General features: G+C 68.5%; 30 protein-coding genes and 1 tRNA gene. 16 read left to right on the top strand and 15 right to left on the bottom strand.

From position 1 onward, the window contains the following. The first annotated feature begins 144 nt into the window (after window positions 1-144). Window positions 145-831 (top strand): transglycosylase SLT domain-containing protein, encoded by a 687-nt coding sequence (locus tag OG474_RS07520; RefSeq protein ID WP_405061486.1) that lies wholly within the window; start codon window positions 145-147, stop codon window positions 829-831. Here the strand turns inward: OG474_RS07520 and OG474_RS07515 are convergent. Continuing rightward, window positions 828-2,390: an alpha-L-fucosidase gene (locus OG474_RS07515; RefSeq protein ID WP_405061485.1), complete on the bottom strand. Its 1,563-nt coding sequence runs from the start codon at window positions 2,388-2,390 to the stop codon at window positions 828-830. The two genes, OG474_RS07520 and OG474_RS07515, sit on opposite strands and share 4 nt — an antisense overlap. 118 nt (window positions 2,391-2,508) lie before the next feature. Here OG474_RS07515 and OG474_RS07510 point away from each other — a divergent pair, with 118 nt between their 5' ends. After that, the gene (locus OG474_RS07510) at window positions 2,509-3,714 is read left to right on the top strand and encodes a sensor histidine kinase (RefSeq protein ID WP_405061484.1); all 1,206 of its coding nucleotides are present in this window, start codon (window positions 2,509-2,511) and stop codon (window positions 3,712-3,714) included. Between the two features lie 4 nt (window positions 3,715-3,718). After that, the gene (locus OG474_RS07505; RefSeq protein WP_405061483.1) at window positions 3,719-4,381 is read left to right on the top strand and encodes a response regulator; all 663 of its coding nucleotides are present in this window, start codon (window positions 3,719-3,721) and stop codon (window positions 4,379-4,381) included. Between the two features lie 111 nt (window positions 4,382-4,492). On the opposite strand, the gene OG474_RS07500 is transcribed toward OG474_RS07505, so the two are convergent. Beyond that, window positions 4,493-5,380 (bottom strand): hypothetical protein, encoded by an 888-nt coding sequence (locus OG474_RS07500; RefSeq protein WP_405061482.1) that lies wholly within the window; start codon window positions 5,378-5,380, stop codon window positions 4,493-4,495. A 386-nt stretch (window positions 5,381-5,766) separates the two neighbouring features. On the opposite strand from OG474_RS07500, the gene OG474_RS07495 reads away from it, so the two are divergent. Genes OG474_RS07495 through OG474_RS07485 form a run of 3 tightly spaced genes read left to right on the top strand, consistent with a single transcriptional unit; the run spans window position 5,767 to window position 8,373 of the window. Continuing rightward, window positions 5,767-6,312: a spermidine synthase gene (locus OG474_RS07495; RefSeq protein ID WP_405061481.1), complete on the top strand. Its 546-nt coding sequence runs from the start codon at window positions 5,767-5,769 to the stop codon at window positions 6,310-6,312. Between the two features lie 10 nt (window positions 6,313-6,322). Next, window positions 6,323-7,723 (top strand): class II fumarate hydratase, encoded by a 1,401-nt coding sequence (locus OG474_RS07490; protein WP_405061480.1) that lies wholly within the window; start codon window positions 6,323-6,325, stop codon window positions 7,721-7,723. After that, complete coding sequence (locus tag OG474_RS07485; RefSeq protein ID WP_405061479.1) at window positions 7,720-8,373, top strand: DUF402 domain-containing protein; 654 nt, start codon at window positions 7,720-7,722, stop codon at window positions 8,371-8,373. The genes OG474_RS07490 and OG474_RS07485 overlap by 4 nt, the downstream gene beginning before the upstream one ends. Window positions 8,374-8,481: 108 nt before the next feature. On the opposite strand, the gene OG474_RS07480 is transcribed toward OG474_RS07485, so the two are convergent. Continuing rightward, window positions 8,482-10,143, bottom strand: coding sequence for a fumarate hydratase (locus tag OG474_RS07480; RefSeq protein ID WP_405061478.1), 1,662 nt, complete (start codon window positions 10,141-10,143; stop codon window positions 8,482-8,484). Window positions 10,144-10,280: 137 nt separating this feature from the next. On the opposite strand from OG474_RS07480, the gene OG474_RS07475 reads away from it, so the two are divergent. Genes OG474_RS07475 through OG474_RS07465 form a run of 3 tightly spaced genes read left to right on the top strand, consistent with a single transcriptional unit; the run spans window position 10,281 to window position 11,460 of the window. Further along, a complete protein-coding gene (locus OG474_RS07475) occupies window positions 10,281-10,952 on the top strand; it encodes a DUF1707 domain-containing protein (protein WP_405061477.1) in 672 nt (223 codons plus the stop codon). Between the two features lie 57 nt (window positions 10,953-11,009). Further along, entirely contained in the window at window positions 11,010-11,168 is a 159-nt protein-coding gene (locus OG474_RS07470; protein ID WP_405061476.1) for a hypothetical protein, read from the top strand. Between the two features lies 1 nt (window position 11,169). Beyond that, the gene (locus tag OG474_RS07465) at window positions 11,170-11,460 is read left to right on the top strand and encodes a helix-turn-helix domain-containing protein (protein ID WP_405061475.1); all 291 of its coding nucleotides are present in this window, start codon (window positions 11,170-11,172) and stop codon (window positions 11,458-11,460) included. On the opposite strand, the gene OG474_RS07460 is transcribed toward OG474_RS07465, so the two are convergent. The 3 genes from OG474_RS07460 to OG474_RS07450 all read right to left on the bottom strand — a co-directional run bounded on the left by OG474_RS07460 (window position 11,457) and on the right by OG474_RS07450 (window position 14,117). Next, a complete protein-coding gene (locus tag OG474_RS07460; RefSeq protein WP_405061474.1) occupies window positions 11,457-11,948 on the bottom strand; it encodes a hypothetical protein in 492 nt (163 codons plus the stop codon). The two genes, OG474_RS07465 and OG474_RS07460, sit on opposite strands and share 4 nt — an antisense overlap. A gap of 73 nt (window positions 11,949-12,021) precedes the next feature. Then, entirely contained in the window at window positions 12,022-12,795 is a 774-nt protein-coding gene (locus OG474_RS07455) for an ABC transporter ATP-binding protein (RefSeq protein ID WP_405061473.1), read from the bottom strand. After that, window positions 12,783-14,117, bottom strand: a complete 1,335-nt coding sequence (locus OG474_RS07450; RefSeq protein ID WP_405064550.1) for a 2-isopropylmalate synthase — start codon at window positions 14,115-14,117, stop codon at window positions 12,783-12,785. The genes OG474_RS07455 and OG474_RS07450 overlap by 13 nt, the downstream gene beginning before the upstream one ends. Window positions 14,118-14,210: 93 nt before the next feature. On the opposite strand from OG474_RS07450, the gene OG474_RS07445 reads away from it, so the two are divergent. Continuing rightward, entirely contained in the window at window positions 14,211-14,879 is a 669-nt protein-coding gene (locus tag OG474_RS07445; protein WP_405061472.1) for a FadR/GntR family transcriptional regulator, read from the top strand. Here the strand turns inward: OG474_RS07445 and OG474_RS07440 are convergent. Genes OG474_RS07440 through glpX form a run of 3 tightly spaced genes read right to left on the bottom strand, consistent with a single transcriptional unit; the run spans window position 14,876 to window position 17,327 of the window. Continuing rightward, window positions 14,876-15,349: a hypothetical protein gene (locus tag OG474_RS07440; protein ID WP_405061471.1), complete on the bottom strand. Its 474-nt coding sequence runs from the start codon at window positions 15,347-15,349 to the stop codon at window positions 14,876-14,878. The two genes, OG474_RS07445 and OG474_RS07440, sit on opposite strands and share 4 nt — an antisense overlap. Continuing rightward, window positions 15,349-16,296, bottom strand: coding sequence for a carbohydrate kinase (locus OG474_RS07435; RefSeq protein WP_405061470.1), 948 nt, complete (start codon window positions 16,294-16,296; stop codon window positions 15,349-15,351). The genes OG474_RS07440 and OG474_RS07435 overlap by 1 nt, the downstream gene beginning before the upstream one ends. Then, on the bottom strand, window positions 16,293-17,327 hold the full coding sequence (gene glpX / locus OG474_RS07430) for a class II fructose-bisphosphatase (protein WP_405061469.1): 1,035 nt from the start codon (window positions 17,325-17,327) through the stop codon (window positions 16,293-16,295). Before glpX ends, OG474_RS07435 begins: the two co-directional genes overlap by 4 nt. A gap of 72 nt (window positions 17,328-17,399) precedes the next feature. Between glpX and OG474_RS07425 the strand changes: the two genes are divergently transcribed. Together OG474_RS07425 and OG474_RS07420 are read left to right on the top strand one after the other, a co-directional pair. Then, complete coding sequence (locus tag OG474_RS07425) at window positions 17,400-18,002, top strand: DUF4245 domain-containing protein (RefSeq protein ID WP_405061468.1); 603 nt, start codon at window positions 17,400-17,402, stop codon at window positions 18,000-18,002. A gap of 307 nt (window positions 18,003-18,309) precedes the next feature. Next, the gene (locus OG474_RS07420) at window positions 18,310-18,972 is read left to right on the top strand and encodes an NTP transferase domain-containing protein (RefSeq protein WP_405061467.1); all 663 of its coding nucleotides are present in this window, start codon (window positions 18,310-18,312) and stop codon (window positions 18,970-18,972) included. Between the two features lie 125 nt (window positions 18,973-19,097). Here OG474_RS07420 and OG474_RS07415 read toward each other — a convergent pair whose 3' ends face one another. Then, window positions 19,098-19,415 (bottom strand): DMT family transporter, encoded by a 318-nt coding sequence (locus OG474_RS07415; protein WP_405061466.1) that lies wholly within the window; start codon window positions 19,413-19,415, stop codon window positions 19,098-19,100. Further along, window positions 19,415-20,014, bottom strand: a complete 600-nt coding sequence (locus OG474_RS07410; protein ID WP_405061465.1) for a flavodoxin family protein — start codon at window positions 20,012-20,014, stop codon at window positions 19,415-19,417. Before OG474_RS07410 ends, OG474_RS07415 begins: the two co-directional genes overlap by 1 nt. Before the next feature lie 39 nt (window positions 20,015-20,053). On the opposite strand from OG474_RS07410, the gene OG474_RS07405 reads away from it, so the two are divergent. Next, the gene (locus tag OG474_RS07405) at window positions 20,054-20,680 is read left to right on the top strand and encodes a TetR/AcrR family transcriptional regulator (protein WP_405061464.1); all 627 of its coding nucleotides are present in this window, start codon (window positions 20,054-20,056) and stop codon (window positions 20,678-20,680) included. Here OG474_RS07405 and OG474_RS07400 read toward each other — a convergent pair. From OG474_RS07400 to xseA, 3 genes are read right to left on the bottom strand one after another with little or no spacing between them, the layout of a single operon-like run. Continuing rightward, complete coding sequence (locus OG474_RS07400) at window positions 20,658-21,149, bottom strand: GNAT family N-acetyltransferase (RefSeq protein ID WP_405061463.1); 492 nt, start codon at window positions 21,147-21,149, stop codon at window positions 20,658-20,660. The genes OG474_RS07405 and OG474_RS07400 overlap by 23 nt on opposite strands. A 10-nt stretch (window positions 21,150-21,159) precedes the next feature. Beyond that, window positions 21,160-21,378 (bottom strand): exodeoxyribonuclease VII small subunit, encoded by a 219-nt coding sequence (locus OG474_RS07395; protein WP_405061461.1) that lies wholly within the window; start codon window positions 21,376-21,378, stop codon window positions 21,160-21,162. Next, entirely contained in the window at window positions 21,375-22,595 is a 1,221-nt protein-coding gene (xseA, locus tag OG474_RS07390; protein WP_405061460.1) for an exodeoxyribonuclease VII large subunit, read from the bottom strand. The genes OG474_RS07395 and xseA overlap by 4 nt, the downstream gene beginning before the upstream one ends. A 75-nt stretch (window positions 22,596-22,670) precedes the next feature. On the opposite strand from xseA, the gene OG474_RS07385 reads away from it, so the two are divergent. Together OG474_RS07385 and OG474_RS07380 are read left to right on the top strand one after the other, a co-directional pair. Next, window positions 22,671-23,264, top strand: coding sequence for a dihydrofolate reductase family protein (locus OG474_RS07385; RefSeq protein ID WP_405061459.1), 594 nt, complete (start codon window positions 22,671-22,673; stop codon window positions 23,262-23,264). Between the two features lie 4 nt (window positions 23,265-23,268). Next, window positions 23,269-23,769, top strand: a complete 501-nt coding sequence (locus OG474_RS07380; RefSeq protein WP_405061458.1) for an HAD domain-containing protein — start codon at window positions 23,269-23,271, stop codon at window positions 23,767-23,769. A 140-nt stretch (window positions 23,770-23,909) separates the two neighbouring features. Here the strand turns inward: OG474_RS07380 and OG474_RS07375 are convergent, their stop codons facing one another. Beyond that, window positions 23,910-25,319 (bottom strand): IS1380 family transposase, encoded by a 1,410-nt coding sequence (locus tag OG474_RS07375; RefSeq protein WP_405061457.1) that lies wholly within the window; start codon window positions 25,317-25,319, stop codon window positions 23,910-23,912. A 1,015-nt stretch (window positions 25,320-26,334) separates the two neighbouring features. Here OG474_RS07375 and OG474_RS07370 point away from each other — a divergent pair. After that, window positions 26,335-26,408, top strand: a tRNA-Met gene (locus OG474_RS07370). Window positions 26,409-26,411 lie beyond the last annotated feature (3 nt).

The following is a 26,411-nucleotide window of genomic DNA, read 5'->3' as shown; positions in this document are numbered from 1 at the left end:
GCACGCGTAAGACTTCGTCCGCCACGGCGCGGTCGCCCCTGCGGCGGCCGCGCCGTGGCTCGTGACCTGCTTGTGATCACGCTCGGTTTAGGCCAAAGTATGGTTCTGTTGCTGCCGACGGGGGTCGGGTTCTCGGAAGGAAAGATGAAAGCGAAGCGCTCCGTCGCGGCTCTCTCTGTGGCAGGGATCGCCGTGGTCACCGTGGTAACGGGTATCGACCTCTTCAGCTCCGCCGGAAGTAGTTCCGCGTCCGGTCGCGCCGAGCTCGCAGTCGTGAACAGCGAGAAGGGCCAGGCGGTGAAGCAGCCGAGCCAGAAGATCCTGACCCAGCAGGAACAGGCCGAAGAAGCGGTCCGGATCCGCAACCAGGTCGAGGCCCAGGCGCAGGAGATGCAGGCCTCCCAGGACGCCGCCTGGCGCCGCCGCGTCGCCAAGAACGCCGCCCTCGCGCGCTACCAGGCGCTGCAGAAGACCGACCGGAACTCCCGCGAGGAGCGTGCCAGCCGGGACGCCGAGCGGAAGAAGTTCGAGGGCACCCCCAAGCAGATCGCGATGAACCTGCTGCCCGACCACGGCTGGAGCCAGAGCCAGTTCAGCTGCCTGGAGAAGCTGTGGAACAAGGAGTCGCGCTGGAACCCCCGCGCCGACAACCCGAGCTCCTCGGCCTACGGCATCGCCCAGGCCCTCCCGGGTAACCGGATGGCCGCCTACGGCGCCGACTGGCGGACCAACCCGGTCGTCCAGATCAAGTGGGGCCTCGACTACATCGAGGACCGCTACGGCTCCCCGTGCTCCGCCTGGAGCCACTCCCAGGCCAAGGGCTGGTACTAACCCGCTCTGAGCTTGTAGACGGGCGCGTAGGAGCCGTCTGCACCTTTCAGTGTGGTGTTGCCCCCGGCTGTGGTCATCGGAACAGCAGCCGGTACGCCGAGGCGCGTGGCCGGGCCCTTGAGCGCCACACCCTGGATGACGATGTCGCCCTTCGGGGCACCGAGGACGGTCGCATAGAGGTCGTCGCCCTTCCGCGTGAACGTCACGATGTCGCCGGCCGCGGTCCTGGCTGACGACTGCGTCCAGGGCCGGGAACCGTCGTACGCCTCACGGTTGGTCTTCAGCCAGGCGCCGATGTCGGTGAGCCGGCTGAGCTGCTCCGGGACGATCTCACCGGCGCCGCCGCTCGGGCCGACGTTCAGCAGGAACGCGCCGTTGTTCGCGCTCGCCTTCGCCAGTTCGCCGATCAGCTCGGGCGACTTGGTGTAGTCCGCCTCCGTCTCCTCGCGGTTGTAGCCGAACGACCCGCCGATCCCGCGGTCCTGCTGCCAGAACTTGGTCTGGATCGAGTCGAAGCCGGCGTACTCGGGTGTTCTGAAGTCGCTGTGCGGGACCTCCCTCGGCGTGCTGATCCGGTCGGCCACGTCCGGGAGCTTCAGCAGTCCGCTCAGCAGCCGGTCGAAGACCCAGCGCATCGGCTTCGGGCTCATGAACTGCCGGCCGAACGACGCGGTGGTGAGGCGATCGTCGACGACACCTTCCGGCACGGTGTTGTAGTAGTCCGCGATCACCGAGTACATGCGCTTGCTGCCGGTCGGCCAGGAGATGTCGTTCCACAGGATGTCCGGCTTGTACTTCGCGATCAGCTCGCGCACCTGGGCGACGGCGTACTGGCGGTAGTCCTCGCCGTAGTGCAGGTAGGTGTAGTCGCCGAGCGTCTGCACGGTCTTCTTCTGGAACGTCCAGTCGACGCCGCCGGAGTAGTACACCCCGAACTTGAGCCCCTGCTTGCGAACCGCGGTGGCCAGCTCGCCCATCAGGTCACGCTTGGCGTGGAAGTCCGGTGCGTGCGGGTTGCGCACCTGCGTCGGCCACATCGAGTACCCGTCGGCGTACTTCGCGGTCACCACGATGTACGACGCTCCGGCCGCCTTGAACTGGCTCGCCCAGCGGTCCGGGTCCCAGTTGGCCAGTCCGGCGTCGAACTGCTTGGTGAAGTCGCTGTACGGCGCATTGCCGTAGTGCTCGCGGTGATACTTGGCAGTCGGGGACTCCGGGTCCTTCAGCGCGTTCGCGTAGTCCTCGGCGTACGGGTTGTGCGTCATCGCATCTCCGTACTCGGAGGCGAGCAGCTCCGGGAACGTCTTGCCCTTCGGCGCGAACCCGGGCACCGAATAGAGCCCCCAGTGGAGCATCACGCCGAACTTCGCGTCCTGGAACCACTTCGGCAGCGGGTGCTTGTTCAGCGACTCCAGCTCGGCCGTGTACGGGCCTGTGGTCGTCAGCTCCGCCTTGCGATCGTCCTGCCAGGTCCAGATCTTCGAGGACACCACGAACGCCAGCACCAGGACGATGACCAAGGCAACAAACCGCAGGAGGAACTTCCCGAGCCGCTTCATGCCGCCAACTCTGCCCCGACCACCCGGTACGGCGGATCCGTCGGCAGGACACGTTGCCGAGACTGCCGGTGGATCGCAATCTCCACCGAAAGTCTCTGCGGGGGATACGGTCGGTCGCGTGGAGAATACGTGGGTTGCCGCGCTGATCGCGCCGGGCTCGCGGGCCGCGCCCGGGTACGGGCGATTGACGCCGCGGGACCGGGTGGTCGATGTCGCGTGTGTGCTGATCGGGTTCCTGCTGAGTCTGTTCACGCTCCGGGGCACGGGCTGGGGCCCTGCTCCCACCGGCCCGCCGCCACGCTTCGGCTTGCTGCCGGGCTGGCTCGATCTGAGTCTCGCGATCGCCGGAGCGCTCGCGCTGCTACTGCGGCGGCGCTGGCCGGTAGCGCTGATGCTGCTGATGATTGTCGGCTCTACGGCGGTGCCGTCGATGGGCGGCTCGGCCGGGATCGCGTTGTTCAGCGTCGCCGTTCATCGCCGGCCCGCGGTCAGCCTGTCGCTCGGTGGGGTCGCGGTGGCGTCCTGTCTGGTGCAGTTCTGGCTCTACCCGGTGGCGAACGTCCCGAACGGCTACGCGATCGCGGTCACGCTGACCGGGCTCGCCTGTCTCGCGATCGTTGCCTGGGGCATCGTCGTACGGACGCGGCGCGAGTTGCTGGCTTCGCTGACGGAGCGGGCGGTTCGGGCCGAGAGCGAGCAGGCGTTGCGGGTCGAGCAGGGGCAGCGGCAGGAGCGGGAGCGGATCGCCCGGGAGATGCATGATGCGCTCGGGCATCGGTTGTCTTTGCTGACCGTGCATGCGGGTGCGTTGGAGTTCCGCCCGGACATGCCGACCGACGAGCTGTCGCGGGCGGCCGGCGTGATCCGGAGCAGCGCGCGCGATTGTGTCGAGGACCTGCGCGAGATCGTCGGCGTACTTCGGGCGCAGGACGTTTCGGAAGGTCCGCGCCGTGGGATCGCTGAGCTGGTGGATGAATCGCGGCAGGCTGGGATGGTGGTGGATCTGACCGTCGGCGTTGATCTGGCCGCCGTGCCGGAGGGGATCGGGCGGCATGCTTATCGGATCGTCCAGGAAGGGCTCACCAATGCGCGCAAGCATGCGCCGCACCAGGGCGTTCGGGTGACCCTCAGTGGTGGGCCGGGGGAGGGACTGCAGGTCGATCTGGCGAACCGTCTTGAGTCGGGTGCGGGCGATCCGGGATCGCAGGTCGGGCTGATCGGGCTTACCGAGCGCGCGACGCTGGCTGGTGGGCGGATCGAGTACGGGCCGACCGCCGACGGGGACTTCCGGTTGGCGGCCTGGCTCCCGTGGACCCTACGATGACGCCGTGAGTTCTCCCGTCCGGCTGCTCCTGGTGGACGACGACCCGCTCGTCCGCGCCGGTCTGTCCAGCATGCTCGGCGGAACCCCGTCGGTCCGGATCGTCGGCGAGGCAGCCAACGGCCGCGAGGCGGTCGAGGCCGTCCGCGACCTGCATCCGGACGTCGTCCTGATGGACATCGGCATGCCGGTCCTGGACGGCGTCGCCGCCACCGCCGCCATCCGTAGTGATCCCGCCGCGCCCGAGGTCCTCGTCCTCACCACCTTCGGCTCCGACGACCACCTCCTCGGCGCCCTCCGCGCCGGCGCCGCCGGCTACCTGCTGAAGGACGCCGCCCCCACCGAGATCCTCGACGCGATCCTCAAGGTCGCCGCCGGCGAATCGGTCCTCTCCCCGCAATCCACCCGCCAACTCATGACCCACGCCGCCCGCACCGACGCCGACACCCGCCGTACCGCCGCCCGCACCGCCCTGGCCCAACTCACCGACCGCGAACGAGACGTCGTACAAGCCATCGCCGAAGGCAAATCCAACGCCGAGATCGCCGATTCCCTCCACCTAGGCATAGCCACCATCAAAACCCACCTAGCCAACGCCCTAACCAAACTCCACCTGACCAACCGAGTCCAACTAGCCCTCCTGGCCCACGACGCGGACCCCCATCCCTAACGTCCGACGATCCGGAGACCCGGTGTGCGGTTCCTTCGGACGTTACGGAAGTGCCATCGCTAACGTCCGACGATGCGGAGACCCGGTGTGCGGTTCTTTCGGACGTTGTGATCAGCCGGGCCAGCCGGCGGAGCGGAGGAGGCGCGCAACCTGGGACATGTAGTGCGCGGGGGATACCCGGAGGCCGATGACTGGGATTCGGAGGACGCGGGAGTGGCCGATGGTGAGTTCGTTCTGACGGCTCGCGTCGGCCAGCGCCTGCGCTGCCTCCAGGTGGTGGACGCCCTCGATCTCGACCACTGCGTCGTACGGCGTCCAATGGTTGTCCAGGTACCAGGTGCCGTCCGGTCCGCGTCGGCGGGTCTGTCGATCCGGTTCCGGGAGACCGAACTCCCGGCAGAGGCGGGCGAAGTCGAGCTCGCCGATCGACTGGGCGCCCTTCGCGAGATCGGGCAGGATCGTCGCGATGAACCTGCGCCGCCGATCTCGCCGTACGGTGGCGAACGCCTCCGTGATCGCCTCGGCCGTGGTCAGACCCTGCTGGACGGACATCGCCAAGATCGTCGCCGCTTCCCGGTCCGAACGTGCCCACAGGGCCGCCCGCACCGCCGCGACCGGAGGCCGCGTGCGGGGGAGCCCGGTCTCGACCAGGTCGTCCGGCTTCCGGCGGCGAGTCTCGTGGACAACCACACCGCGTGCTCGGCGCGGGTGCCAGGACTTCGGCACGGAGACATGCAGTACGTCGTCGAATCCGCTCAAGCCTGCCGCGCTCAACGCTGTTGAGCCGTCGAGCGCGGCGCCGCCGCCGACCTCGAAGATCGCGGACCACCACACCGCCCGCGCGGTCAGTGGCCCGGTGTAGGTCGCAAGGGTCTGTGATCCGTGCCGGGCCCACCGCTCTCCGCGCAGCTCGGCGACGGTCTGCCACCGAGGCACGCCGATCGCGGCCAATTGGAGGCGCGAGACAACACCCTCCTGCGCCGAGGCGAGCTGTGCCACCCGAGGGCTCCACCATCGCCGCCGCGATCTCCATTCACACTCTCCGCACTGCCCACACCGCACCGCCCCAACACATCTCGTCATATCGCTCACCGCAAGAAGATGCTGTGAACGCTCCCCCCGTCGTGCGTGCCTTTTCCCATCTGTGGATAACCCTGTCGCCAACGTCCGATGATCCGGAGACCACGCCTGCGGGTCCTTCGGACGTTGCGGAGGAGCTGTCGCTAACGTCCGACGATCCGGAGACCACGCCTGCGGGTCTTTCGGACGTTCGGGATGATGTGGGGGTGGAGATTGCGCGGGCGGTTAGTGGGCGGGGGGAAGTGGTGCTGCGGCGGCGGGAGGAGGACGGGGCGCTGGAGTTGCGGGTCAATGGGGTTTTTGTGATGGATGACGTGGAGACGTCGAGTGAGGAGGCGCTGGCTTCGGTGGCGTTGGGGGCGGTACGGCGGCCGGAGCGGGTGCTGGTGGGTGGGCTGGGGCTCGGGTACACCGTGCGGGCGTTGTTGCGTGATGTTCGTCTCGGTGCGGTGGTGGTGGCGGAGATCGAGCCGGAGCTGGTGGGGTGGATGCGGGGTGCTCTGGTGCCGTCGGTGCTGGACGATCCGCGGGTTGCGGTCGAGGTCGGGGACGTGCGGGCGGTGATCGCGGCGGCTGGGATGGCGTCGTACGACGCGATTCTGCTGGATGTGGACAACGGGCCGGACTTCCTTGTGTACAACGAGAATTCGGCCATCTACGAGTCGTCGTTCCTGACGGTGTGCCGGGAGCGGTTGCGGGCGGGTGGGGTGTTGACGGTGTGGTCGTCGTCGGAGTCGCCCGCGCTGGCAGCGGCGGTGGAGGTGGTCTTCGGAGCGTGCCAGGTGACGCCGGTCCCGGTGCGGTTGCAGGGGCGGGAGGAGCTCTACTACGTCTACCAAGGGGCGACGTAGTCTGACTGGTATGGGTGAGAACGTGGAATACCGGATCGAGCACGACACCATGGGCGAGGTCAAGGTCCCCAAGGACGCGTTGTGGCGGGCACAGACCCAGCGCGCGGTGGAGAACTTCCCGATCTCCGGCCGGCCGCTGGCCCCGGAGCTGGTGCACGCGCTCGCGCAGATCAAGGCCTCGGCCGCCGTCGTGAACGCCGAGCTCGGCGTGCTGGACGCGGAGCGGGCCGCTGCGATCGTGGCCGCCGCCGACCAGGTCACCGCGGGGGAGTACGACGCGGAGTTCCCGATCGACGTGTTCCAGACCGGTTCCGGTACGTCGACCAACATGAACGTGAACGAGGTCCTGGCGACGCTGGCGACCCAGGCGGGTGTGGACGTGCACCCCAACGACCACGTCAACGCCTCGCAGTCGAGCAACGATACCTTCCCGTCGGCGATCCACGTGGCCGCGACGGCCGGCGTCGTCCACGAGCTGTTGCCGGCCCTCGACGTACTGGTGTCGTCGCTGTCTCGTAAGGGCACTGAGTTCGCCGAGGTCGTGAAGTCGGGGCGGACGCACCTGATGGACGCGACTCCGGTGACGCTCGGCCAGGAGTTCAACGGGTATGCGCAGCAGATCCGGCGGGGGAGCGATCGGGTACGGGCGTCGCTGTCGCGCGTCTCCGAACTCCCATTGGGTGGGACCGCGGTGGGCACCGGGATCAACACTCCGCCCGGGTTCGCAGCGGCCGTGATCGTGGAGCTGAATCGGCGGACCGGTCTCGAGCTGACCGAGGCCGAGGACCACTTCGAGGCTCAGGGTGCGCGGGACGGGCTGGTTGAGCTGTCCGGGCAGCTGAAGACGATCGCGGTCAGCCTGACCAAGATCTGCAACGACCTGCGCTGGATGGGTTCCGGGCCGCGCGCCGGGCTCGGCGAGATCTCGCTGCCGGACCTGCAGCCGGGGTCGAGCATCATGCCGGGCAAGGTGAACCCGGTGATCTGCGAGGCCACTCTGATGGTCGCCGCCCAGGTGATCGGCAACGACACCACGATCACCGTGGCCGGTGCCGGCGGCAACTTCGAGCTGAACGTGATGCTGCCGGTGATCGCGCGCAACCTGCTCGAGTCGATCACCCTGCTGAGCAACGCTTCCCGGCTGCTCGCCGAGCGCTGCGTCGACGGCATCACGGCGAACGTCGACCATGCTCGGGCGCTGGCGGAGTCGTCGCCGTCGATCGTGACGCCGCTGAACCGCTACATCGGCTACGAGAACGCGGCCGCCGTCGCGAAGAGCGCGCTGAAGCAGGGCAAGACGATCCGCGAGGTCGTCATCGAGAACGGCCATGTGGCGAAGGGCGATCTCACCGAAGAGCAGCTCGACGCGGCCCTCGACGTACTGTCGATGACCAGGCCGGCGCAGTCGTGACCTACTGGACACCCGGGACCACCATCGAGTGGGTCTACGCCAACGATCCCGACAAGCCCACCGTGCGTCCGATGACGGTCGTCCGCGATGACGCCGATGGCCTGGTCGCCTGGCTGGCCCCGCGGACCCCCATCCTCAAGACGGTCCTCGCCGACGGCCGGGAGCTCCGGCACGCCGGGCCTGTCGGCATGTTCACCGAACCCCGTGTCCTGAAGCTCGACATCTGGCACGGCACCGGCATCCTGAAGGTCGCACCGGCCGGGAAGCCTTGGTCCGTCTGGTACTTCTGGTCCGAGGACGGCACCTTCAACGGCTGGTACGTGAATCTCGAGGATCCGCACACCCGCGACTACGCAGCCCGCCGTACCACCACCCAGGACCACGTCCTCGACCTCTGGATCACCCCCGACCGGGCGATCCACTGGAAAGACGAGGACGAATTGGAAGGCGCCGTCACCGCCGGCCGCTTCACCCAGGCCCAAGCCGACGCCATCACCGCCACCGCCCACCAGGCCGTAGCCGAGATCCAAGCCTGGACCACCCCGTTCAGCGAAGACTGGCAATCCTGGACCGCACCAGCCGACTGGCCCCTCCCCCCAGCCCCCGCCTCCCCCCGACCCACCCTCTTCGCCGATGAACTAGCTAGCTGAAGCGGACCCCAGCCACTCACCAACCCCCAGAAACGACCCACCCGACCCCCACGCTGAGCGTGCGAGCCGGGTGCTCGAAGAAGTTGGTGAGTGGGGGCGGTCCGGGTCCTACCGAGGCCGAGTCGTGAGGGGGACCGGTTTGCGGGTATCGGTGAAGAAGTCGTTGCCTTTGTCGTCTACTACGACGAAGGCGGGGAAGTCTTCGACCTCGATCTTCCAGACGGCTTCCATGCCGAGTTCGGCGTACTCGATGACGTCGACCGACTTGATGCAGTCCTGGGCGAGGCGGGCGGCGGGGCCGCCGATCGAGCCCAGGTAGAAGCCGCCGTGGGCCTTGCAGGCGTTCGTGACCTGGGCCGAGCGGTTGCCTTTGGCAAGCATGATGAAGGAGCCGCCGGCGGCCTGGAACTGGTCGACGTACGCGTCCATCCGGCCGGCGGTGGTGGGGCCGAAGGAGCCGGAGGCGTAGCCCTCGGGGGTCTTCGCGGGGCCGGCGTAGTAGACGGCGTGGTCGCGCAGGTACTGCGGCATCGGCTCGCCGGCGTCCAGGCGCTCCTTGATCTTGGCGTGCGCGATGTCGCGGGCGACCACCAGCGGTCCGGACAGCGACAGCCGCGTCTTCACCGGCAGCTTCGACAGCTCGGCCCGGATCTCCGCCATCGGCCGGTTCAGATCGATCCGTACGACGTCGCTCTCGTCCGACAGGTGTTCGTCGGTCGTGTCCGGGAGGAAGCGGGCCGGGTCACGCTCGAGCTGCTCCAGGAACACGCCCTCCGGCGTGATCTTCGCCCGCGCCTGGCGGTCGGCCGAGCAGGAGACGGCGATCGCGACCGGGCAGGACGCGCCGTGCCGCGGCAGCCGGATCACCCGCACGTCGTGGCAGAAGTACTTGCCGCCGAACTGCGCGCCGATCCCGAAGTCCTGCGTGAGCTTGAAGACCTCCTCCTCCAGCTCCACGTCGCGGAACCCGTGCCCGACCGGCGACCCGGTCGTCGGCAACGCGTCCAGATAGTGCGCCGACGCGTACTTCGCGGTCTTCAGAGCGAACTCGGCCGACGTGCCGCCGACCACGATCGCCAGGTGGTACGGCGGACAGGCCGCCGTACCGAGGGAGCGGATCTTCTCGTCCAGGAACTTCATCATCCCGGCCGGGTTCAGCACGGCCTTCGTCTCCTGGAACAGGAACGACTTGTTCGCCGAGCCGCCGCCCTTGGCCATGAACAGGAACTTGTACGCCGGATCGCCGGCACCGGGAGTCGAGTAGAGCTCGATCTGCGCGGGCAGGTTGGAGCCGGTGTTCTTCTCGTCCCACATGTTCAGCGGGGCCATCTGCGAGTACCGCAGGTTCAGCTTGGTGTAGGCGTCGTACACGCCCCGGCTGATCCACTCCTCGTCGACCGCGCCGGTCAGCACGCCCTCGGACTTCTTGCCCATGACGATCGCCGTACCGGTGTCCTGGCACATCGGCAGCACGCCGCCGGCCGAGATGTTCGCGTTCTTCAGCAGGTCGAGCGCGACGAACCGGTCGTTCCCGGAGGCCTCGGGGTCGTCGATGATGCGGCGCAGCTGCGCGAGGTGCGCGGTCCGCAGGTAGTGCGAGATGTCGTGCATCGCTTCCGCGGTGAGCATCTGCAGGACGTCGGGCTCGACCTGCAGGAACGTGCGGTCGCCCGCCGTGAAGGTGCTGACACCTTCGGTCGTGAGCAGCCGGTACTCCGTGTCGTCAGGACCTAACGGGAGCAGATCGGAGTACGTGAAGTCGGCGGACACCGCTAGACCTCCATGGACAGTGGACTGGACTGATCAAGCTTAGTGCCCCGCGGGGCACAATCTCAGGGGTCGGATCAGGGGTCGTTAGGGGAGGTTTCGGAGGGTGGACGGACTCCGGCGAGCGTAAGGTTTTGATCGTGGCTCAGGATGAGGTTCCCCAGGACAATCGACCGCAGGATGCCGCGCCGGCACCGGTGGATCCGGCGCTGCGTCGACGGGTGTCGGACGCCGAACGCGAGCAGGTCGCCGACGTGCTGCGCGACGCCGCGGGCGAGGGCCGGCTGTCCTACACCGAGCTCGAGGAGCGCCTCGAGACGCTGTACACCTCCAAGACGTACGGCGAGCTCGTCCCGCTCACCGCCGACCTCCCCAACGACCTGCCGCAGCCCGCCGCGACCCCGCAGCAGCCGGGCGCCGTCGTACCGGCCGGGAACCCGATCCACGTCTTCCTGTCGGACACCAAACGTCTCGGCAACTGGCAGCCCCCGCAGCGCCAGGAGGTCAACGCCGTCCTCGGCGACGTCACCCTCGACTACACCGAGGCCCACCTCCCGTACGACGAGATCCACGTCGACGTGAAGTGCATCCTGGCCGACGTCAAGATCCGCGTCCCCGCCGACGCCGTCGTCATCCTCGACTCCAACCCCATCCTCGGCTCCGTCACCGACCAGGGCCCCACCCTGCTCCCCGCCCCCGACCCCAACACCCCGGCCCGCCCCAAAACCTTCCACATCCGCGGCACCGCCATCCTCGGCGAGATCAAGATCAAACGAGGCCCCCGCCTCAGCAGACGCCTCGGCCTCGCCTGATCCCACCTGTGGATAAACGAGGACGGAGAGTGACGGATTCGATATAGCATTCGTGCTATGTCCTGGGGTACCGTTGAACTCGAGCCCGAAGTGCGTGACTGGCTCGAAGCGCTGTCGGCCGCACTCTTCGCGCGCACCCAGGAGATCGCCCGCGCGCGAAGAGCGTATCGGCGGTGCGTCGAGCGGGCGCATGGAGTGCCGACGGAGGAGGAGTGACGTGACGGGTTGGGATGAGGTGCGTGGGCGGCGGCTGGGGGAGCCTGGGGCCGCTGAGGCGTATGACGCTGCGCGCCGGGCGTTCGAGCTGGGCGCGTCGGTGCGGGCGATGCGTGAGGATCGCGGCTGGACGCAGACCCGGCTTGCGGAGGCGGCGGGGATGACGCAGTCCGCGCTAGCCCGCTTCGAAGCCGGCGGGACGATTCCTACCCTCGCTCTGCTCGAGCGGATCGCGCGAGCTTTCGAGGCTCGCTTGGTCGTCCGCTTCGACGAGGGGACCTCGGCCGCCTAGGTGCGGCGTTCGGTGTGGAGGTGGGTCAGCCAGGTGGTGAAGGCGGCGAGGTCGTCCACGTGGTCGCGGGGGATGGTGAAGCTGTCGCCTTGGGTGAGGCGGATCGGGACGTGGTCCGAGGTGAAGGCCTTGACCGGGGGGCCGATGGTGGCGACGGCGGACCAGGGGGTGAAACCCTTGCCCAGGCGGATGCCCTCGGTGTCGACGACGAGGAGGGGCTTGCCGCGCAGGATGCGGACGACGCTCGAGACGGCGGTGCCGAGCAGGAGCAGGATGATCGCGGCGCGGACGTAGAACCAGACGCCGCGCGAGTCCCAGTCCGCGACGGTGCCAACCGATGGCACAACCACGACCAGCCAGGACAGCATCATCTGCCGACTGAGCAGAGCGCGCCGACGAGGCCTGAACACCACCCGCCCGATACGCCGGTACTCAGCGTCCCAAGCCTCGACGCCGAGCTCCCCCATCAGACTAGGCGGAATCGGCATGGACTTCTCCCATGACAGTCGCCATGTACGCCACCCCTCCCCAGGAAGGCTCAACTCTAGTGCAGGAAAGGCTCTAGCGGCCTGCGATGGCGAGCCAGCGACCGGCGGTCCGGTGGATCTGGATCGGATACGCAAAAGTCTGCGTCACCAACTCAGTGGTCAGTACGTCGGCCGCCCGGCCCGCAGCCACGACGCGACCCTCGCGCAGCAGCGCCGCGTGGGTTGTCGACGTCGGCAGCTCCTCCAGGTGATGCGTCACGAGAATCGACGCCAACTCCGGATGCGAAGCATGGACCTGATCCAGCGTCTCCAGCAGCTGCTCGCGAGCCGCGACATCGAGACCGGTCGTGGGCTCGTCCAGCAGCAGCAACCGCGGATCCGAGATCAGCGCCCGGGCGATCAGCGCCCGCCCACGTTCGCCCTGCGATAACGTGGTCCACGGCGAATCCGCCAGCGACTCGATCCCCAGCAGCACGATCAGCTCGCGAGCCCGGAAGACCTGGTCGGCGGTCGGTTCCCAGCGCGGCATCCGCTCGATGGTCCCGGTCAGACCGGTCAGCACGATATCCGTGATCGACAGCGGCGACCGCAACGGATGCCGCGGATTCACATGCCCGATCGACTCCCGCAGCGTCCGGATGTCGACCGTACCGAGTCGTCGTCCGAGGATCTCGACCGTCCCGCGGGTGGGGTGCGTCAGCGCGCCGCACAGGTTCAGCAGGGTGCTCTTGCCGGCGCCGTTCGGCCCGAGCAGCGCCCACCGCTCACCTTCGGCGACGGTCAGCGACACCTCACCGAGCAGCACCTTGCCGTCCCGGACGAAGTCGACGTCCTTCAGTTCGAGCACCCGTAAACCTCCTCGTACAGCGCCTTCAGCTCCACCGCGGTCGCCTCCCGCCCGGTCGCGTCCGTACGGCGTTGTACGTGGCGAGCGAACTCGACCTGCTGCTCGGCCGACAGCCGCACGCCGCACGAGGTCTCGAGCACATGCGCGATCCCGCCCTTGCCGGACTGGCTGTTCACCCGCACCACGGCCTCGTACCCGCGCCCGACATCGGCCGGGTCGATCGGCAGATACGGTACCTCCCACAGCCCGTCGCCCTGGACGGCGAACCCCTTCCGGATCGCGTCCTGGTGGGTGCCGGAGAACGCCGTGTAGACGAGCTCGCCGACATACGGATGCCGCGGGTGGATCGGCATCCGGGTGCAGTACTCGACCGTCTCCCGGATCTCGTCGATAGCCGAGAAGTCGATCATCGGGTCGACGCCCTGCGCGTGCAGGTTCAGGGCCAGCGTCGCGATGTCCACGTTGCCGGTGCGTTCGCCGTTGCCGAAGATGCAGCCCTCGACCCGCTGCGCGCCGGCCAGTACGGCGAGCTCCGCGCACGCGATCCCGGTCCCGCGGTCGTTGTGCGGGTGGACCGACAGGATGACGCCGTCGCGGCGGGGAAGGTTCTGGTGCATGTACTCGATCTGGTCGGCGTACACATTGGGTGTCGCCGCCTCGACCGTCACCGGCAGATTGAGGATCACCGGCCGCTCCGGACGAGCGTCCCAGGTCTTCGTGACCTGATCGGCGAGCTCCAGGATGTAGTCCGGCTCGGTCAGGTTGAACACCTCGGGCGAGAACTGGAACCGCACCGACTCCCCGCCCAGCCGCAGCACCTGCTCGGCACCGGCCTGGATCATCGCGGCCAGCTCGTTCCGGGACCGACGCAGTACGACGTCTCGCCAGGTCGGCGCGGTGGCGGCGTACATGTGGACGACGACGTCGCCGCGGATCCCCTGGATGGACTCGATCGTGCGCTCGATCAGGTCCGGCCGGGCCGGCGTGAAAACGACGATCGTGACGTCTTGCGGGATCAGATCGGTCGTCGCGAGCAGCCGGACGAAGTCGAAGTCGGTCTGTGAGGCGGACGGGTAGCCGACCTCGACCTCTTTGTAGCCGATGGCAACCATCAGCTCGAAGAAGCGGCGTTTGCGCTCGGGGTCCATCGGCTCGGCCAGTGCCTGGTTGCCGTCCCGGAGGTCGACCGGGACCCAGAGCGGGGCGGCGTCGATCCGCCGGTCCGGCCAGGTGCGGTCCGGCGCCGGGACCGGCACCCGGGCGTAGATGTCGCGGTAGCGGTGGCTCGGCATCGGGGAGGGCAGCTGTCGGTTCCAGTGCATCACCCGAGCACGCTAACCCGATCCAACTCCTCAGACAAGCTGATAACCTGATAAGTGATAGCTGCGACGTTGACGCCCCCTAGACTGAGCCGCATGATTCGCCGTCACCCCCTGGCCGAGCAGGCCGCCGAGGAGCTGCTGCGCCGGATCGGCAGCGGTGAATGGCCTCTGGGCGCCAAGCTGCCGGGCGAGACGACGCTGGCCACGCAGCTCGGCGTCGGGCGCTCGACGATCCGGGAGGCGGTCCGCGAGCTGGCCGGTCGCCGGGTGCTGGAGAGCCGGCAGGGTGCGGGCGTCTTCGTGATCGGCCACCAGGCCGCGGAGGACTGGGACCAGGTGCTCCGCCGGGCCGACATCACCGACGTACTGGAAGGGCGGATCGCGATCGAGACCGAGGCCGCCCGGCTCGCCGCGGAGCGCCGTACTCCGGCCGATCTGAAGAGCTTCCGCCACACGTTGAAGGACCGGCTCGACGCCTCGGTGAAATCACCCGACGACTGGTACGTCGAGGCCGACCTCGCCTTCCATCGGGCCTTGGTCACCGCGGCCCACAACACCGTGCTGTCCGAGCTGTTCGACGCGTTCGTGCCGCGGATCCGCACCACGATGCTCGACATGCTGAAGCTCGACGACCAGCATCGGCACCGCCACGACCAGGCCGCGCACGTCGCGATCGCGGACGCCGTACGGGATCGCGACCCGGAGCTCGCGGCCGCCCGCAGCCGCGAACACCTGACGGCCGTCCGCAGCAGCGTCGCCTAGCTGATGTAGCGGGTCTGGACCGAGCGCAGCCAGTGCGCGAACGCGTCGAGCTCCTCGACGTTATCGAGCGAGATGCGCAACGGCCTGGTACGCCGGTCGACCGGGCGAACCTGGATGGTCCGCGCACCGGTGAAGCCGGTCGGTTCGTCGATCTGTGCGATCCCGGACCAGGGCAGCCGCCGGCCGCGGGCGACGCCGTCCGCATCGATCGTTACGACCGGCTTGTTGGCGACCAGCTGGAAGATCGTCAGGCCGGTCCCGTAGACGAACGCGGCCAGTGCGGTCAGCCGCAGTACGCCGAGGGTCCCGGAGATGCCGTCGGTGCGCAGATGGTCGATGTTCGTCGCCGCGGAGGCGATCATCAGCAGGCCGAATGCGGTCAGCCGGAGGTACAGCCGGCCGCGGCGCGGTGGGAACACGACCTGGCCAGCCTCTTCCAGCTGAGTGTTCCAGGCGTCGGCTGGTGGCATCAGGCGCCCCAGGTCGCGGTGTGCTCGGCGACGGTCGGCGGGTCGGCGCCGTGCCGGGTGCAGGTGATCGCGGCGGCCTTGACGGCGTAGTCGACCACGCTCTCCAGGCTCTCCGAGGTCAACCCGGCCAACCGGGTCGCGCCGAGCAGGTTCTGGCCGTTCAGACCGGCGATCAGCGCGGCCATGAACGAGTCGCCCGCGCCCACCGTGTCGACGACCTCGATCCGCGGCGCGGCCACGTCGATCCGGCCGTACCGGCTGATCCCGAGCGCACCTGCACCGCCACGAGTGATCACCACGCACTGAGTCCGCGGCGCGCTCAGCAGCTCGACCGCGATCGACTCAGGCGACTGCCCGGGCTGCAGGAACTCGCAGTCCTCATCACTCAGCTTCACCAGATCCGATAGCGCGGCCAGCTCCCGTACGGCGGCCCAGGTGGCGACCGGATCCGGAGTGATCGTCGGCCGCGCGTTCGGGTCCAGGGTCACTGTGACCGGCTGACCCACCAGCGACTTCAGGAACTCGCGGATCGCCGTCGCGCCCGGCTCGAGCACGGTCGCGATCGACCCGGTGTGAACCGCGGGACAACCCCGCGACAGCGAGAGTGCCGGTGGCTCCCAGGCGATGTCGAACTGGTACGACGCGACTCCGGCCGCGTCGAGCGTCGCAGTCGCCGTACTGGTCCGGAAGCCCGGCTCGACCGATCCGGGTGACAGTTGGACGCCGTTCCCGAACAGGTGCGCTCCGAGCTGATCGCCGTACGGGTCGGTGCCGAACCGCGTCACGAGCTCGGTCGGTACGCCGAGCCTGGCCAGACCGACCGCGACATTCGCGGGGGAGCCGCCAGGCGTGGCCTTCGGCTTGTTGTTGCCGTTCCGCGTGGTCTTCGGCCCGCTGCTGACGATGTCCACGAGCGCCTCGCCGATGACGAGGGTAGGTGCGCTCATCTTGCGTGCTCGAAGTCGATGGCGGAGTAGGCGCGGAGCTTCTCCAGTTGGTGAACGCTCTCGATGCTGCGGATCGTGCCGCTGCGCGAGCGCATCACCAGCGAGTGCGTGCGGGCGGTCGAGCGGCCGTAACGGACACCGCGCAGCAGCTCACCGTCGGTGATTCCGGTGGCGACGAAGAAGCAGTCGTCACCGCTGACCAGATCGTCGGTGTCGAGGACCCGCTCGAGGTCGTGACCGGCGTCGATCGCCTTCTGGCGCTCGTCGTCATCGGTCGGCCAGAGCCGGCCCTGGATCTTGCCGCCCAGGCACTTCATCGCGCAGGCCGCGATGATGCCCTCCGGCGTCCCGCCGATGCCGAGCAGCATGTCCAGACCGGTGTCCGGTCGCGCCGCCTCGAGCGCACCGGCCACGTCGCCGTCGGTGATGAACTTGATCCGCGCACCGGTCGCCCGGATCTGCGTGGTCAGGTCGTCGTGCCGCGGCCGGTCCAGCAGTACGACGGTGACGTCGTCGACCGTCGAACCCTTCGCCTTCGCGACCCGGCGGATGTTCTCCGCGACCGGGAGCCGGATGTCGACCACGTCGGCCGCCTCCGGGCCGACGACGAGTTTCTCCATGTAGAACACCGCGGACGGGTCGTACATCGAGTTGCGGGGCGAGACCGCCATCACCGCGATACCGTTGTTCATCCCCTTCGCGACGAGCGTCGTACCGTCGACCGGGTCGACCGCGACATCGCACTCGGGACCGTCGCCGCCGCCGACGCGCTCGCCGTTGTAGAGCATCGGGGCGTTGTCCTTCTCGCCCTCGCCGATCACCACCACGCCGTTCATCCCGACCGTGCCGATCAGGGTGCGCATCGCGTTCACCGCGGCGCCGTCGGCCCCGTTCTTGTCGCCGCGACCGACCCAGCGACCGGCCGCCATCGCGGCCGCTTCGGTGACCCGGACCAGCTCGAGCGCGAGGTTGCGGTCAGGCGCATGCGCCTCGACCTCCAAATGGGCAGGCGGGGTAGAGGGGTCGGTCATGCCACGGATCGTAGCCAACGAGGTGATCGGACCTCTGATTCGCCCTCTTAGCCAGGATGCGACACTCGTGTCATGAGTGCGACTGGTCAGGGTGAGGCGGCGGCGCGGGAGAAGGCCCGGGCGCGCGCGGAGGCGATCGCCTATCGCGAGCAGAACGCGAAGGACCGGGCGAAGGCGCGGACGCTGCCCAACATGGTCTGGGCACTGCTGGCCTGCTTCATCGTGGTCGCGTTCCTGATGATCGTCACCTGGCGGCCGAACGAGGAGAAGGTCCGCGCGATCGAGTACAGCGCGCAACTCCAGGACGCCCGCAAGGTCGCGCCGTGGGTCCGCGGCCCGTCGCCGATGCCGGCCGGATGGGCGGCGACGAGCGTCGAGTTCCGCGCACCGGAGCAGGCGCCGATGACGTGGCACCTCGGCGTCGTCACGGATGCGAAGAAGTACGTGGGGATCGAGCAGTCCAACGTGGCGGGCACGAAGTTCCAGTCCGACGAGCTGGGCCGGACGTCCGACGACGGTACGGCGACAGTCGGCGGAGTCACGTGGCAGCGCAAGGTGCTGCTGGATCGCAAGGACGAGCAGGCCCTGGTGCTGGTCGGCTCCGGAGTCACCACGATCGTCACCGGGAACGCCGGGTACCCGGCCCTCGAAACGTTTGCTTCTTCGCTGCGCTGACACGGTACTGACCAGTTTCCGGACGCCCGTTGACAGGGTCGTTCGGGCCAGGGTTCCATCGAGGTTTCGGCTAGCCACTCGGGGACAGCGAGAAGGAGCCTAGGCGTGTCTCTTGAGTCCCCGCCTACTGCGCTGCACTCGGCACGGCACCTCGCCGCACTGGAGGCAAGACCACGATGGAAAAGCATCGAGGCCTCCCCTCCAGCGCACCGATGCACCGCACCGAGCACATGCTCGCTACGGCGCGGACTCAAGAGACACGCCCTGGTCGTGTCCGCCGTTCCCCGGTTGCGGAGTTGATCCGCCCATGTTCGTCACGGGGGTACTGCTGGCCGCCGAGAGTTCCCCGCACCTCGGCGTACCGTGGCAGTTGCTGGCCTACCACGGGGAGACTCTGCTCGGTTCGACGCTGGAGACCGCGCGGGAGTGCGGGTTCGACCAGCTGATCGTGACGCTGGGGAGTGCGTCCGAGCAGGTCCGGGACCGGGTCGACCTCGACGGGGTCCGGGTTGTCGATTCGCCGCACGCCGACACCGGCAGTTCGTCGATCGTCCCCGCTCTGGATGCAGTCGATCGCCGTACCGACGGGATCGTCGTCCTGGTCGGCGACCAGCCCGGCATCACCTCGGCCGCCGTCTGGTCCCTGGTCGCCGAGGTGGCCGGCCCCGCCACGCCACTCGGCATCAGCCAGTACGACGACGGCCCCGGGCACCCGGTCTGGTGCGCCCGCGAAGTCTTCGGCGACCTCGGGCAGCTCCGCTCCGACGACGACCTCTGGCAGCTCACCGGACAGCACCCGATCACCCAGGTAGATGCCATCGGCAACATTCCGCCCCGGATCCGCACCTGGGACGACTACCGCCGTACAGTCTCCGGCCACACCCCCTTCGCCCCCGCCGCCTTCGACGGCCCACCCCCGCACACCCCCCTCCCCACCCACCCCCGCCGCCGACGCCGCTCCCCCCACTGAAGGCGGACCGCCCCCACTGTCCAATGTGCGAAAGGCGGCCGGGCTCACGCTCAGGGGCGGCTGCGGAAGGGCCATTTGGTGGGGTTGGTGAGTGGGGGCGGTCCGCATCGCCGGAGGTAACTCGGTCAAGCGGTGGTCAGGCGGAGGCCGATCACGCCGGCGACGATGAGGGCTATGCAGGCCAGGCGGGCGGGGGTTGGTTGCTCGTTGAAGAAGAGGATGCTGAGGATGACTACGCCCAGGGAGCCGAGGCCGGTCCAGATGGCGTAGGCGGTGCCGATCGGGAGGCGGTCGAGGGTTCGGCCGAGCAGGTAGACCGAGGTGATGCCGAAGACGAGGACGCCGAGGGTCGGCCAGAGGCGGGTGAAACCTTCGCTGGGTTTCATGCTCAGGGCGAAGGCGATCTCGAAGGCGGCGGCCGCGAGGAGTACGAGCCACGCCATCAGGCCGCCAGGGCTCCGCGCAGGTGGCGCTGGGTGACGGTCGCGACGCGGGCGCCGAGGGCGTGTGCGGTGCGCAGGTCGGTGGCCGGCGGTGCCTTCTCCGCGGACAGGTCCGCGTCGGACTGCGCCATCGCGCCGAGCCAGCTGCCGAGGCGGTTCAGGTCCTCGACGCTGGCGGTGCTCTCGGCCCAGCCGGGGTAGATGTCCAGGCCGACCCAGATCATCCCGTGCTGCGCCGCGAACACCGCGAGGTCGACCAGGCTGTTCAGCTTGTCGCCGGACATCGCCTTCGAGTTGGTGAACCCGGCGGCGATCTTGTCCCGCCAGCCGAGGTTCGCGCTCCAGACCCGAACGCTCGCCTCGGCGAACGTCTTGAAGACCGCGCTCGGACTCCCCATGTACGTCGGTGCTCCGAACACGATCGCGTCCGCCGCGGCGAGCATGGCCCAGACGTCGTCGGTCAGCTCGTCGAGCGCGACGAGTTCGGCGGTCGTGCCCGGCACCGACAGCGCGCCGGCGGCGACGGCCTCGGCCTGCTTCGCGGTGTGCCCGTACCCCGAGTGGTACGCGATCGCGATCCGGGCGGTCGCGGTGCTCATGGTTTCCTCCAGAGGCTCTAGCGGACTACAGTCCGTCTTATGGACGACAGTAACGGACCGCAGTCCGGTTTACAACGGGAGCTGCCGGTCGTGGGCAGCCCACGTCCCGAACGCGCCGATGCCCGGCGCAACCGGCTCCGTGTCCTGGAGGCGGCGGAGCGGCTGTTCACCGAGCACGGCGTGAAGAACGTCTCGGTCGACGCGATCGCCGCCGAGGCAGGTGTCGGCAAAGGCACGGTCTTCCGTCGGTTCGGCGACCGTGCCGGTCTGGCGGTCGCGCTGCTGGACGAGCGCGAACAGGAGCTCCAAGCGAAGATCCTGACCGGCCCACCACCGCTAGGCCCGGGCGCTCCGGCGGTCGACCGGGTGGCCGCGTTCCTGACGGCGTACCTGGATCTCCTCGACCGTCACGTCGAGCTCTTCATGGACAGCGAGAACGCCTCCGACGGCGCCCGCTACCGCATCGGCTCCTACAACCTCTGGCACCGCCACCTGGCCCACCTGGTCGAACAGTCCCGCCCCGACCTCGACGCCGACCACACAGCCCACGTCCTCCTGGCCCCCCTGGCAGCCGACCTCCACCAGTCCCTCCGCACCCGAGGCTTCGACCTCCCCCGCCTGAAGACCGGACTGGAAGCGATAGCTAGAGCTTTGCTGACAGTCTGATCTCGGGTAGGTCGCCCAGTGACGAGTGTGTCCGGTCGGCGGTCTCGGTGAAGCCATAGCGCGCGTAGAACCGGCGGCCTCGGGTGTTGCCTTCCAGAACCCACAGCCAGACGGCTACACATCCCGTACGGCGTAGGTCGGCCAATGCCGCGTCCGTCAATGCGCGTCCGGCGCCGGTGCCCCAATGGTCCGGGTGCACGAAGAGCGCGTACAGCTCACCCGTGTTCGCCGGTGCCTGGGGATCTCGCTCGGGCCCGACCCCGGCGTACCCGATGACTTGCCCGTCGACGACCGCTACGTGGATCCGCGACCTGCCAGCGGCGATGCTCTTCGCCCAGGAGGCGGCGATCGCCTGCGCGTCCATGGCGTCCAGAAAGTCCTGCGGGACCAGGCCGGCGAACGCCGTCCGCCAGCTGGCCACTCGAGCTTCAGCCGCGCCCAGCAGATCGCCGGGCTCGGCTACTCGCACCTGCACTGGCTCAGTTGGTCTTCTCGGCCGTGGCTTCCTGGGCTTTGGCGAGGCGCTCGCGGGCGCCTTCGAGCCAGGACTGGCAAGTGGTGGCGAGGGACTCGCCGCGCTCCCAGAGGGCGAGGGACTCTTCGAGGGTGGTGCCGCCGGCTTCGAGTTTGCGGACGACCTCGACGAGCTCCTCGCGGGCCGCCTCGTAGGACATCTCAGGTCGCTCCGTGCTCGTCACTTCTTCTCCTCGGGCTGGACTTCCACGGCGAATCGGCCGTCGGTGACTCGTGCTTGCAGGACGTCGCCGGCCGCCACCTGCGCCAGCTCGCGGACGGCGGTGCCGTCGGCCAACTGGAGGACGGAGTAGCCGCGCTCGAGGGTCGCCTTGGGGGACAGGGCTCGGACGCTGGCCAGACGGTGGGTGATGTCGTCGGCGGCGCGATCCAGACGGTGGGTCAGTGTCCGGCGGCTGCGGTCGAGCAGGGCGTTGATCTCGTCGGAACGTCGCTCGATACCGGAGACCGGCGCGGCCAGGGCCGGCCGGCTGCGGATCGCGGCCAGCGCGTGCGCCTCGCGATCCAGCCACGTCCTGATCGCGCGCAGGCCGCGATCGCGCAGCAGGCGGACGCCGTCGAGCTCCTCGCGCACATCCGGCACGATCCGCTTCGCGGCGTCCGTCGGGGTCGAGGCGCGCAGATCCGCGACCAGGTCGAGCAGTGGGGAATCCGGCTCGTGGCCGATCGCACTCACGATCGGGGTCTTCGCCTGCGAGACCGCGCGGATCAGCCCCTCGTCCGAGAACGGCAGCAGATCCTCCAGCGATCCGCCGCCGCGCGCGATCACGATCACCTCGACCGACTCGTCGGCGTCCAGCTTCCGCAGCGCGAGCATCACCTCGCCGGCCGCGGCCGGCCCTTGCACCGACGCATACTCGACCCGGAACGCGACCGCCGGCCAACGCCGCTTCGCGTTCTCCAGTACGTCGCGCTCGGCCGCCGAATCGCGCCCGCAGATCAGGCCGATCGTGTGCGGCAGGAACGGCAACCGCTTCTTGCGATGCGCCGCGAACAGCCCCTCGGCCGCGAGTAGCTGCTTGAGCCGCTCGATCCGCGCCAGCAACTCACCGATGCCGACATGCCGGATCTCGCTGACCGCCAGCGCGAGTGTCCCGCGGCGGGCGAAGAAGTTCGGCTTGGCGTTGACGACGACCCGCGACCCGTCCGTCACCGGCGGATCGACCGCCTCGAACACCCGGCGGTTACACGTGAACCGCAACGAGATGTCGGCGTCGGTATCGCGCAGCGTGCCGAACACGGTGGTCGTCCCGCGCCCGATCGACACATCCGTCAACTGTCCTTCGACCCACACCGCACCCAACTGATTGATCCAGCTGGCAATGCCGTTCGCAATCGTGCGAACGGCTGCAGGCGCATCCGGCGAGGTCTCCAAAGCCACCCCCAGACCCTACGGCCCCGCACCGACAAAACCCCGCACGCCCTCCTGGCCCGGGCGTCGGCCGATGATGGACCCATGCGTGAACTCACCTACTTCATCGCCTCCAGCCTCGACGGGTACGTCGCCGATCCGAGTGGCGGTGATCCGACCGACTTCAGCCCGGGCGGGTTCTTCCTGTCCCAGGGTGACCATTCGGTCCCGCTGCTGACGGCGTACCCCGAGACTGTGCCGGGCGCGATCCGGGAGGCGCTCGGGCTCGATGCCGCGAACCGCGTCTTCGACACGGTCCTGATGGGACGCCGGACCTGGGAGCTGGGCGTCGAGCACGGCAACACCAACGCCTACCCGCGGCTCCGGAACCTCGTCTTCACCCGCACGCTCGGGGCGAGCCCGGACCCGACGGTCGAGTTCGTCGCGACCGATGCGGTCGAGCGGGTCCGTGAGCTCAAGCACGAGGACGGCCTCGGCATCTGGCTGTGTGGTGGCGGCGGTCTGGCCGAGGCGCTGTGGCCGGAGATCGACCGCCTGGTGATCAAGATCAACCCGGTCGTGATCGGCGCGGGCATCAAGTTGTTCAGCACAGACACGTTCTCCGTCCGCCGCCTCGAGCTCACCGACCACCAGGTCTACGAGAGCGGCGTCGCCGTCCTCACCTACCGCAAGGCCTGATCGCATGCGTCCCCTCCTCCTGCTGGATGTCGACGGTCCGCTGAACCCGTTCCGTGCCGAGGCAATACCGCCGGGGTACGTGCGCCACGAGATCGTGGAGGGCGAGAAGACCTGGGTCGTGCGGCTCAACCCGCAGCATGGCGTGGAGCTGAACGCGCTCGCCGACACGTTCGACCTGGTGTGGGCGACCAGCTGGGAGCACGGTGCCAACCGCCTCCTCGGCCCGTTGCTGGGCCTACCCGAGCTCCCCGTAATCACCTGGCCGCCGCGCGAATCCGTCTCCCTGGTACGACGCGGCTCGTGGAAGACGCCGTACCTCGCTGAATGGGCAGCGGCCCGACCGTTCGCCTGGGTCGACGACGAGGTCAACCGCCACGACCGCTTCTACCTCGACACCGCACATCACGCGCCCCACCTCGTCCATCGCGTCGAGCCGAACCAAGGCCTCACCACCCCCGACTTCGCCCTACTCCGAACCTGGGCCCACTCCCTCCCCTCGCCCTAACCCCGGTCTTTCAGTAAGGCATTGATTCGTGGCGGGGGCTGGGGTGGGAGTTGCGGCTGGTTGTTGGGGCGTGAGGGATCGGCCGGTTTGCCGGCTGTTCCGTTGTCCTTTGGTTGGGCGGGTTGGGTGTGTTTCGGGGTTCAGGTGTGTAGCGGGTGCGGGATCTGGGCGAGTCGCTGGAACGCGGTGGCCAGGTCGCGGGCCCATTTCCAGTGCTCGGCCAGCCGCAGCTTGGTGCGGCGTTGGCCGCGCGTGATGCGCGCGGCTGTGTGCAGGAGCCGGTAGCGAAGCGCTTTGGGTTCGCAGCGGGCCAGGTCGCCGTCGAGGAGCAGGTGCTGGGTCCAGGCGATCAGATCGATGCCGGTGAGCGCGAGTTCTAGCCAGGCTGCGTTGAGCGCGAACAGCCGGGAGGGGAACCGGCCGATGCCGGTGTCTTTAGCTTGCCGGATCCGGTCCTCGACGCGTGCGTGGGCGCGGTGTCTGGCCTCGAGATGGGCGAGTTGACCGGCCGGGGTGTCGGTGGCGAAGGCCTGGTAACGCAGCCCGTCGCGTTGGTCGAACAGCGACAGTTGGGCGCCGGGATGAGGCCGTTCGCGGCGCACGATCACCCGCATCCGGTCCGGCCACCCCGCTGCGGTCAACCCGTTCAGGAAGCCGGTGATCTCGGCGACGTCGGCGCCGTCACGCACCGATCCGTCGGCTTCGATCGCCGGTGTCCACGCCGCTTTGGGCAGTGCGTCGATCGCGGCCTGGACCGCAGGCGTCATGGTGAACCCGACCGAGAACTCCACGTCCAGGTTCTGGTCGCGCAGTCCGCGCAGATACCTCAGCCAATCCCTGGTGGCACCGGCTCCATCGGCACGGATCAGGATCGGGCAGCCATATCGCTCAGCGTCGGGGATCTGGGCCAACGCGAGATCGGTCACCGTGATGTGATCGGCCGCGGTGTTACTGCCCGCGTTGCCCGGGCGCAACAATCCCGCGAGTGCTTCACCGGTGTTGTCGAGAAACGCCAGCAACGGGTGATACCCGAACCCGCCCTTGAACGTGGCAGCGGCCGATTCTTTCTCGCTGTGACACGTCACCAGCGACGCGTCGACATCGATCACCAGACCGGGCAGTACCCGTCCACCCGCCGTCGCGGCCGGCAGCTCCCGGCCGAGTTCGGCCCGGGCCAGCCAGGCACGCTCGCGAGCGACCGCACGCGCCTGCCGCAACCGGCCCAGCACCCCTGCGTCGATACTGTCCAGGACCCGCCACGCGGTGGCGGTCGAGGCCACCGGACCGAACAGATCAGGCTGGTCCCGCAGCACGGCCAGGTCCGAGATCGCTACGCCGCCATCAGCCAGCATCACCGCGACATCGACCAGCACCCGGCCCGGATCATGCCGCGAACGGCGCTGCCGCAACCCACCCAGCGCCTCACCGAACACCTCGGACAGCCCCGTCACATCGGCCAGATCCGCGAGCAGCCGCGACCCTGCGTGCGACGCGACACCCCGCCCATCGGCCGTCACGCAGACCACCGGACGCGTCGTTGTATTCTGCACCTACGAAGTGCCTTCCCGCTCGGACAATTCTGGGACCTTAGACAAGTCCAGAATCCCTTGCAGGCAAGGCACTTCTCTACATCTGCGACGCGTGTCGAACCCCGCGATCACATCGTTACTGCAACCCCAGGGCTAACCCCCACCCCCACCCCCACCCAAAGACACGCCAAGCCACCTTTGTGCGCGAAGGTCATCTTTGAGCACCCACCAGTCACTTGGGCAGCGGAAAAGTGGTTGGTAGATGCCCAAAGACGCGACCCCCGCCCAAAGTCGCGACCCCCGCCCAAAGACGCGACCCCCGCCCAAAGACGCGACCCGCGCCCAAAGACACGCCAACCCACCTTTGTGCGCGAAGGCCATCTTTGAGCACCCACCAGTCACTTGGGCAGCGGAAAAGTGGTTGGTAGATACCCAAAGTCGCGACCCGCGCCCAAAGACGCGACCCGCGCCCAAAGACACGCCAACCCACCTTTGTGCGCGAAGGCCATCTTTGAGCACCCACCAGTCACTTGGGCAGCGGAAAAGTGGTTGGTAGATGCCCAAAGTCGCGACCCGCGCCCAAAGTCGCGACCCCCGCCCAAAGTCGCGACCCCCGCCCAAAGTCGCGGCAGTCGCCCAAAGACACGCCAACCCACCTTTGTGCGCGAAGGCCATCTTTGAGCACCCACCAGTCACTTGGGCAGCGGAAAAGTGGTTGGTAGATGCCCAAAGACGCGACCCGCGCCCAAAGACACGACCCGCGCCCAAAGACACGGCGGCCCACCTTTGGGCGGGGAGGGCGTCTTTGGGTGCGCACCAGTCGTTTGCCGGTGCGGAGGATGGTTGGTGGGTGCACAAAGATGCAAGGCGTGCACAAAGACACGGCGGCCCACCTTTGGGTGTCGGTGGGGGGAAAATCCTTTGCGGGTAAGGGGGATGGGGGGCATTCTTGGGGGGAAGAACACCTCCCGGGGGAGCCGTCCGGACAGGGCGGACGGCTCCTCGACGTGTTTGCTGTTGCTGTTGGCAACTACTAGCCAGGGTGGCGCAGGTGGTCAGCGCGCACCCCTCATAAGGGTGAGGTCGCCGGTTCGAGTCCGGCTCCTGGTACCG

Origin of the sequence: Kribbella sp. NBC_01505 (assembly GCF_045040285.1) — a bacterium.
Classification (GTDB): domain Bacteria; phylum Actinomycetota; class Actinomycetes; order Propionibacteriales; family Kribbellaceae; genus Kribbella.
Note: the sequence above shows the minus strand (reverse complement) of the source record. Positions and strands in the feature narration are given on the sequence as shown.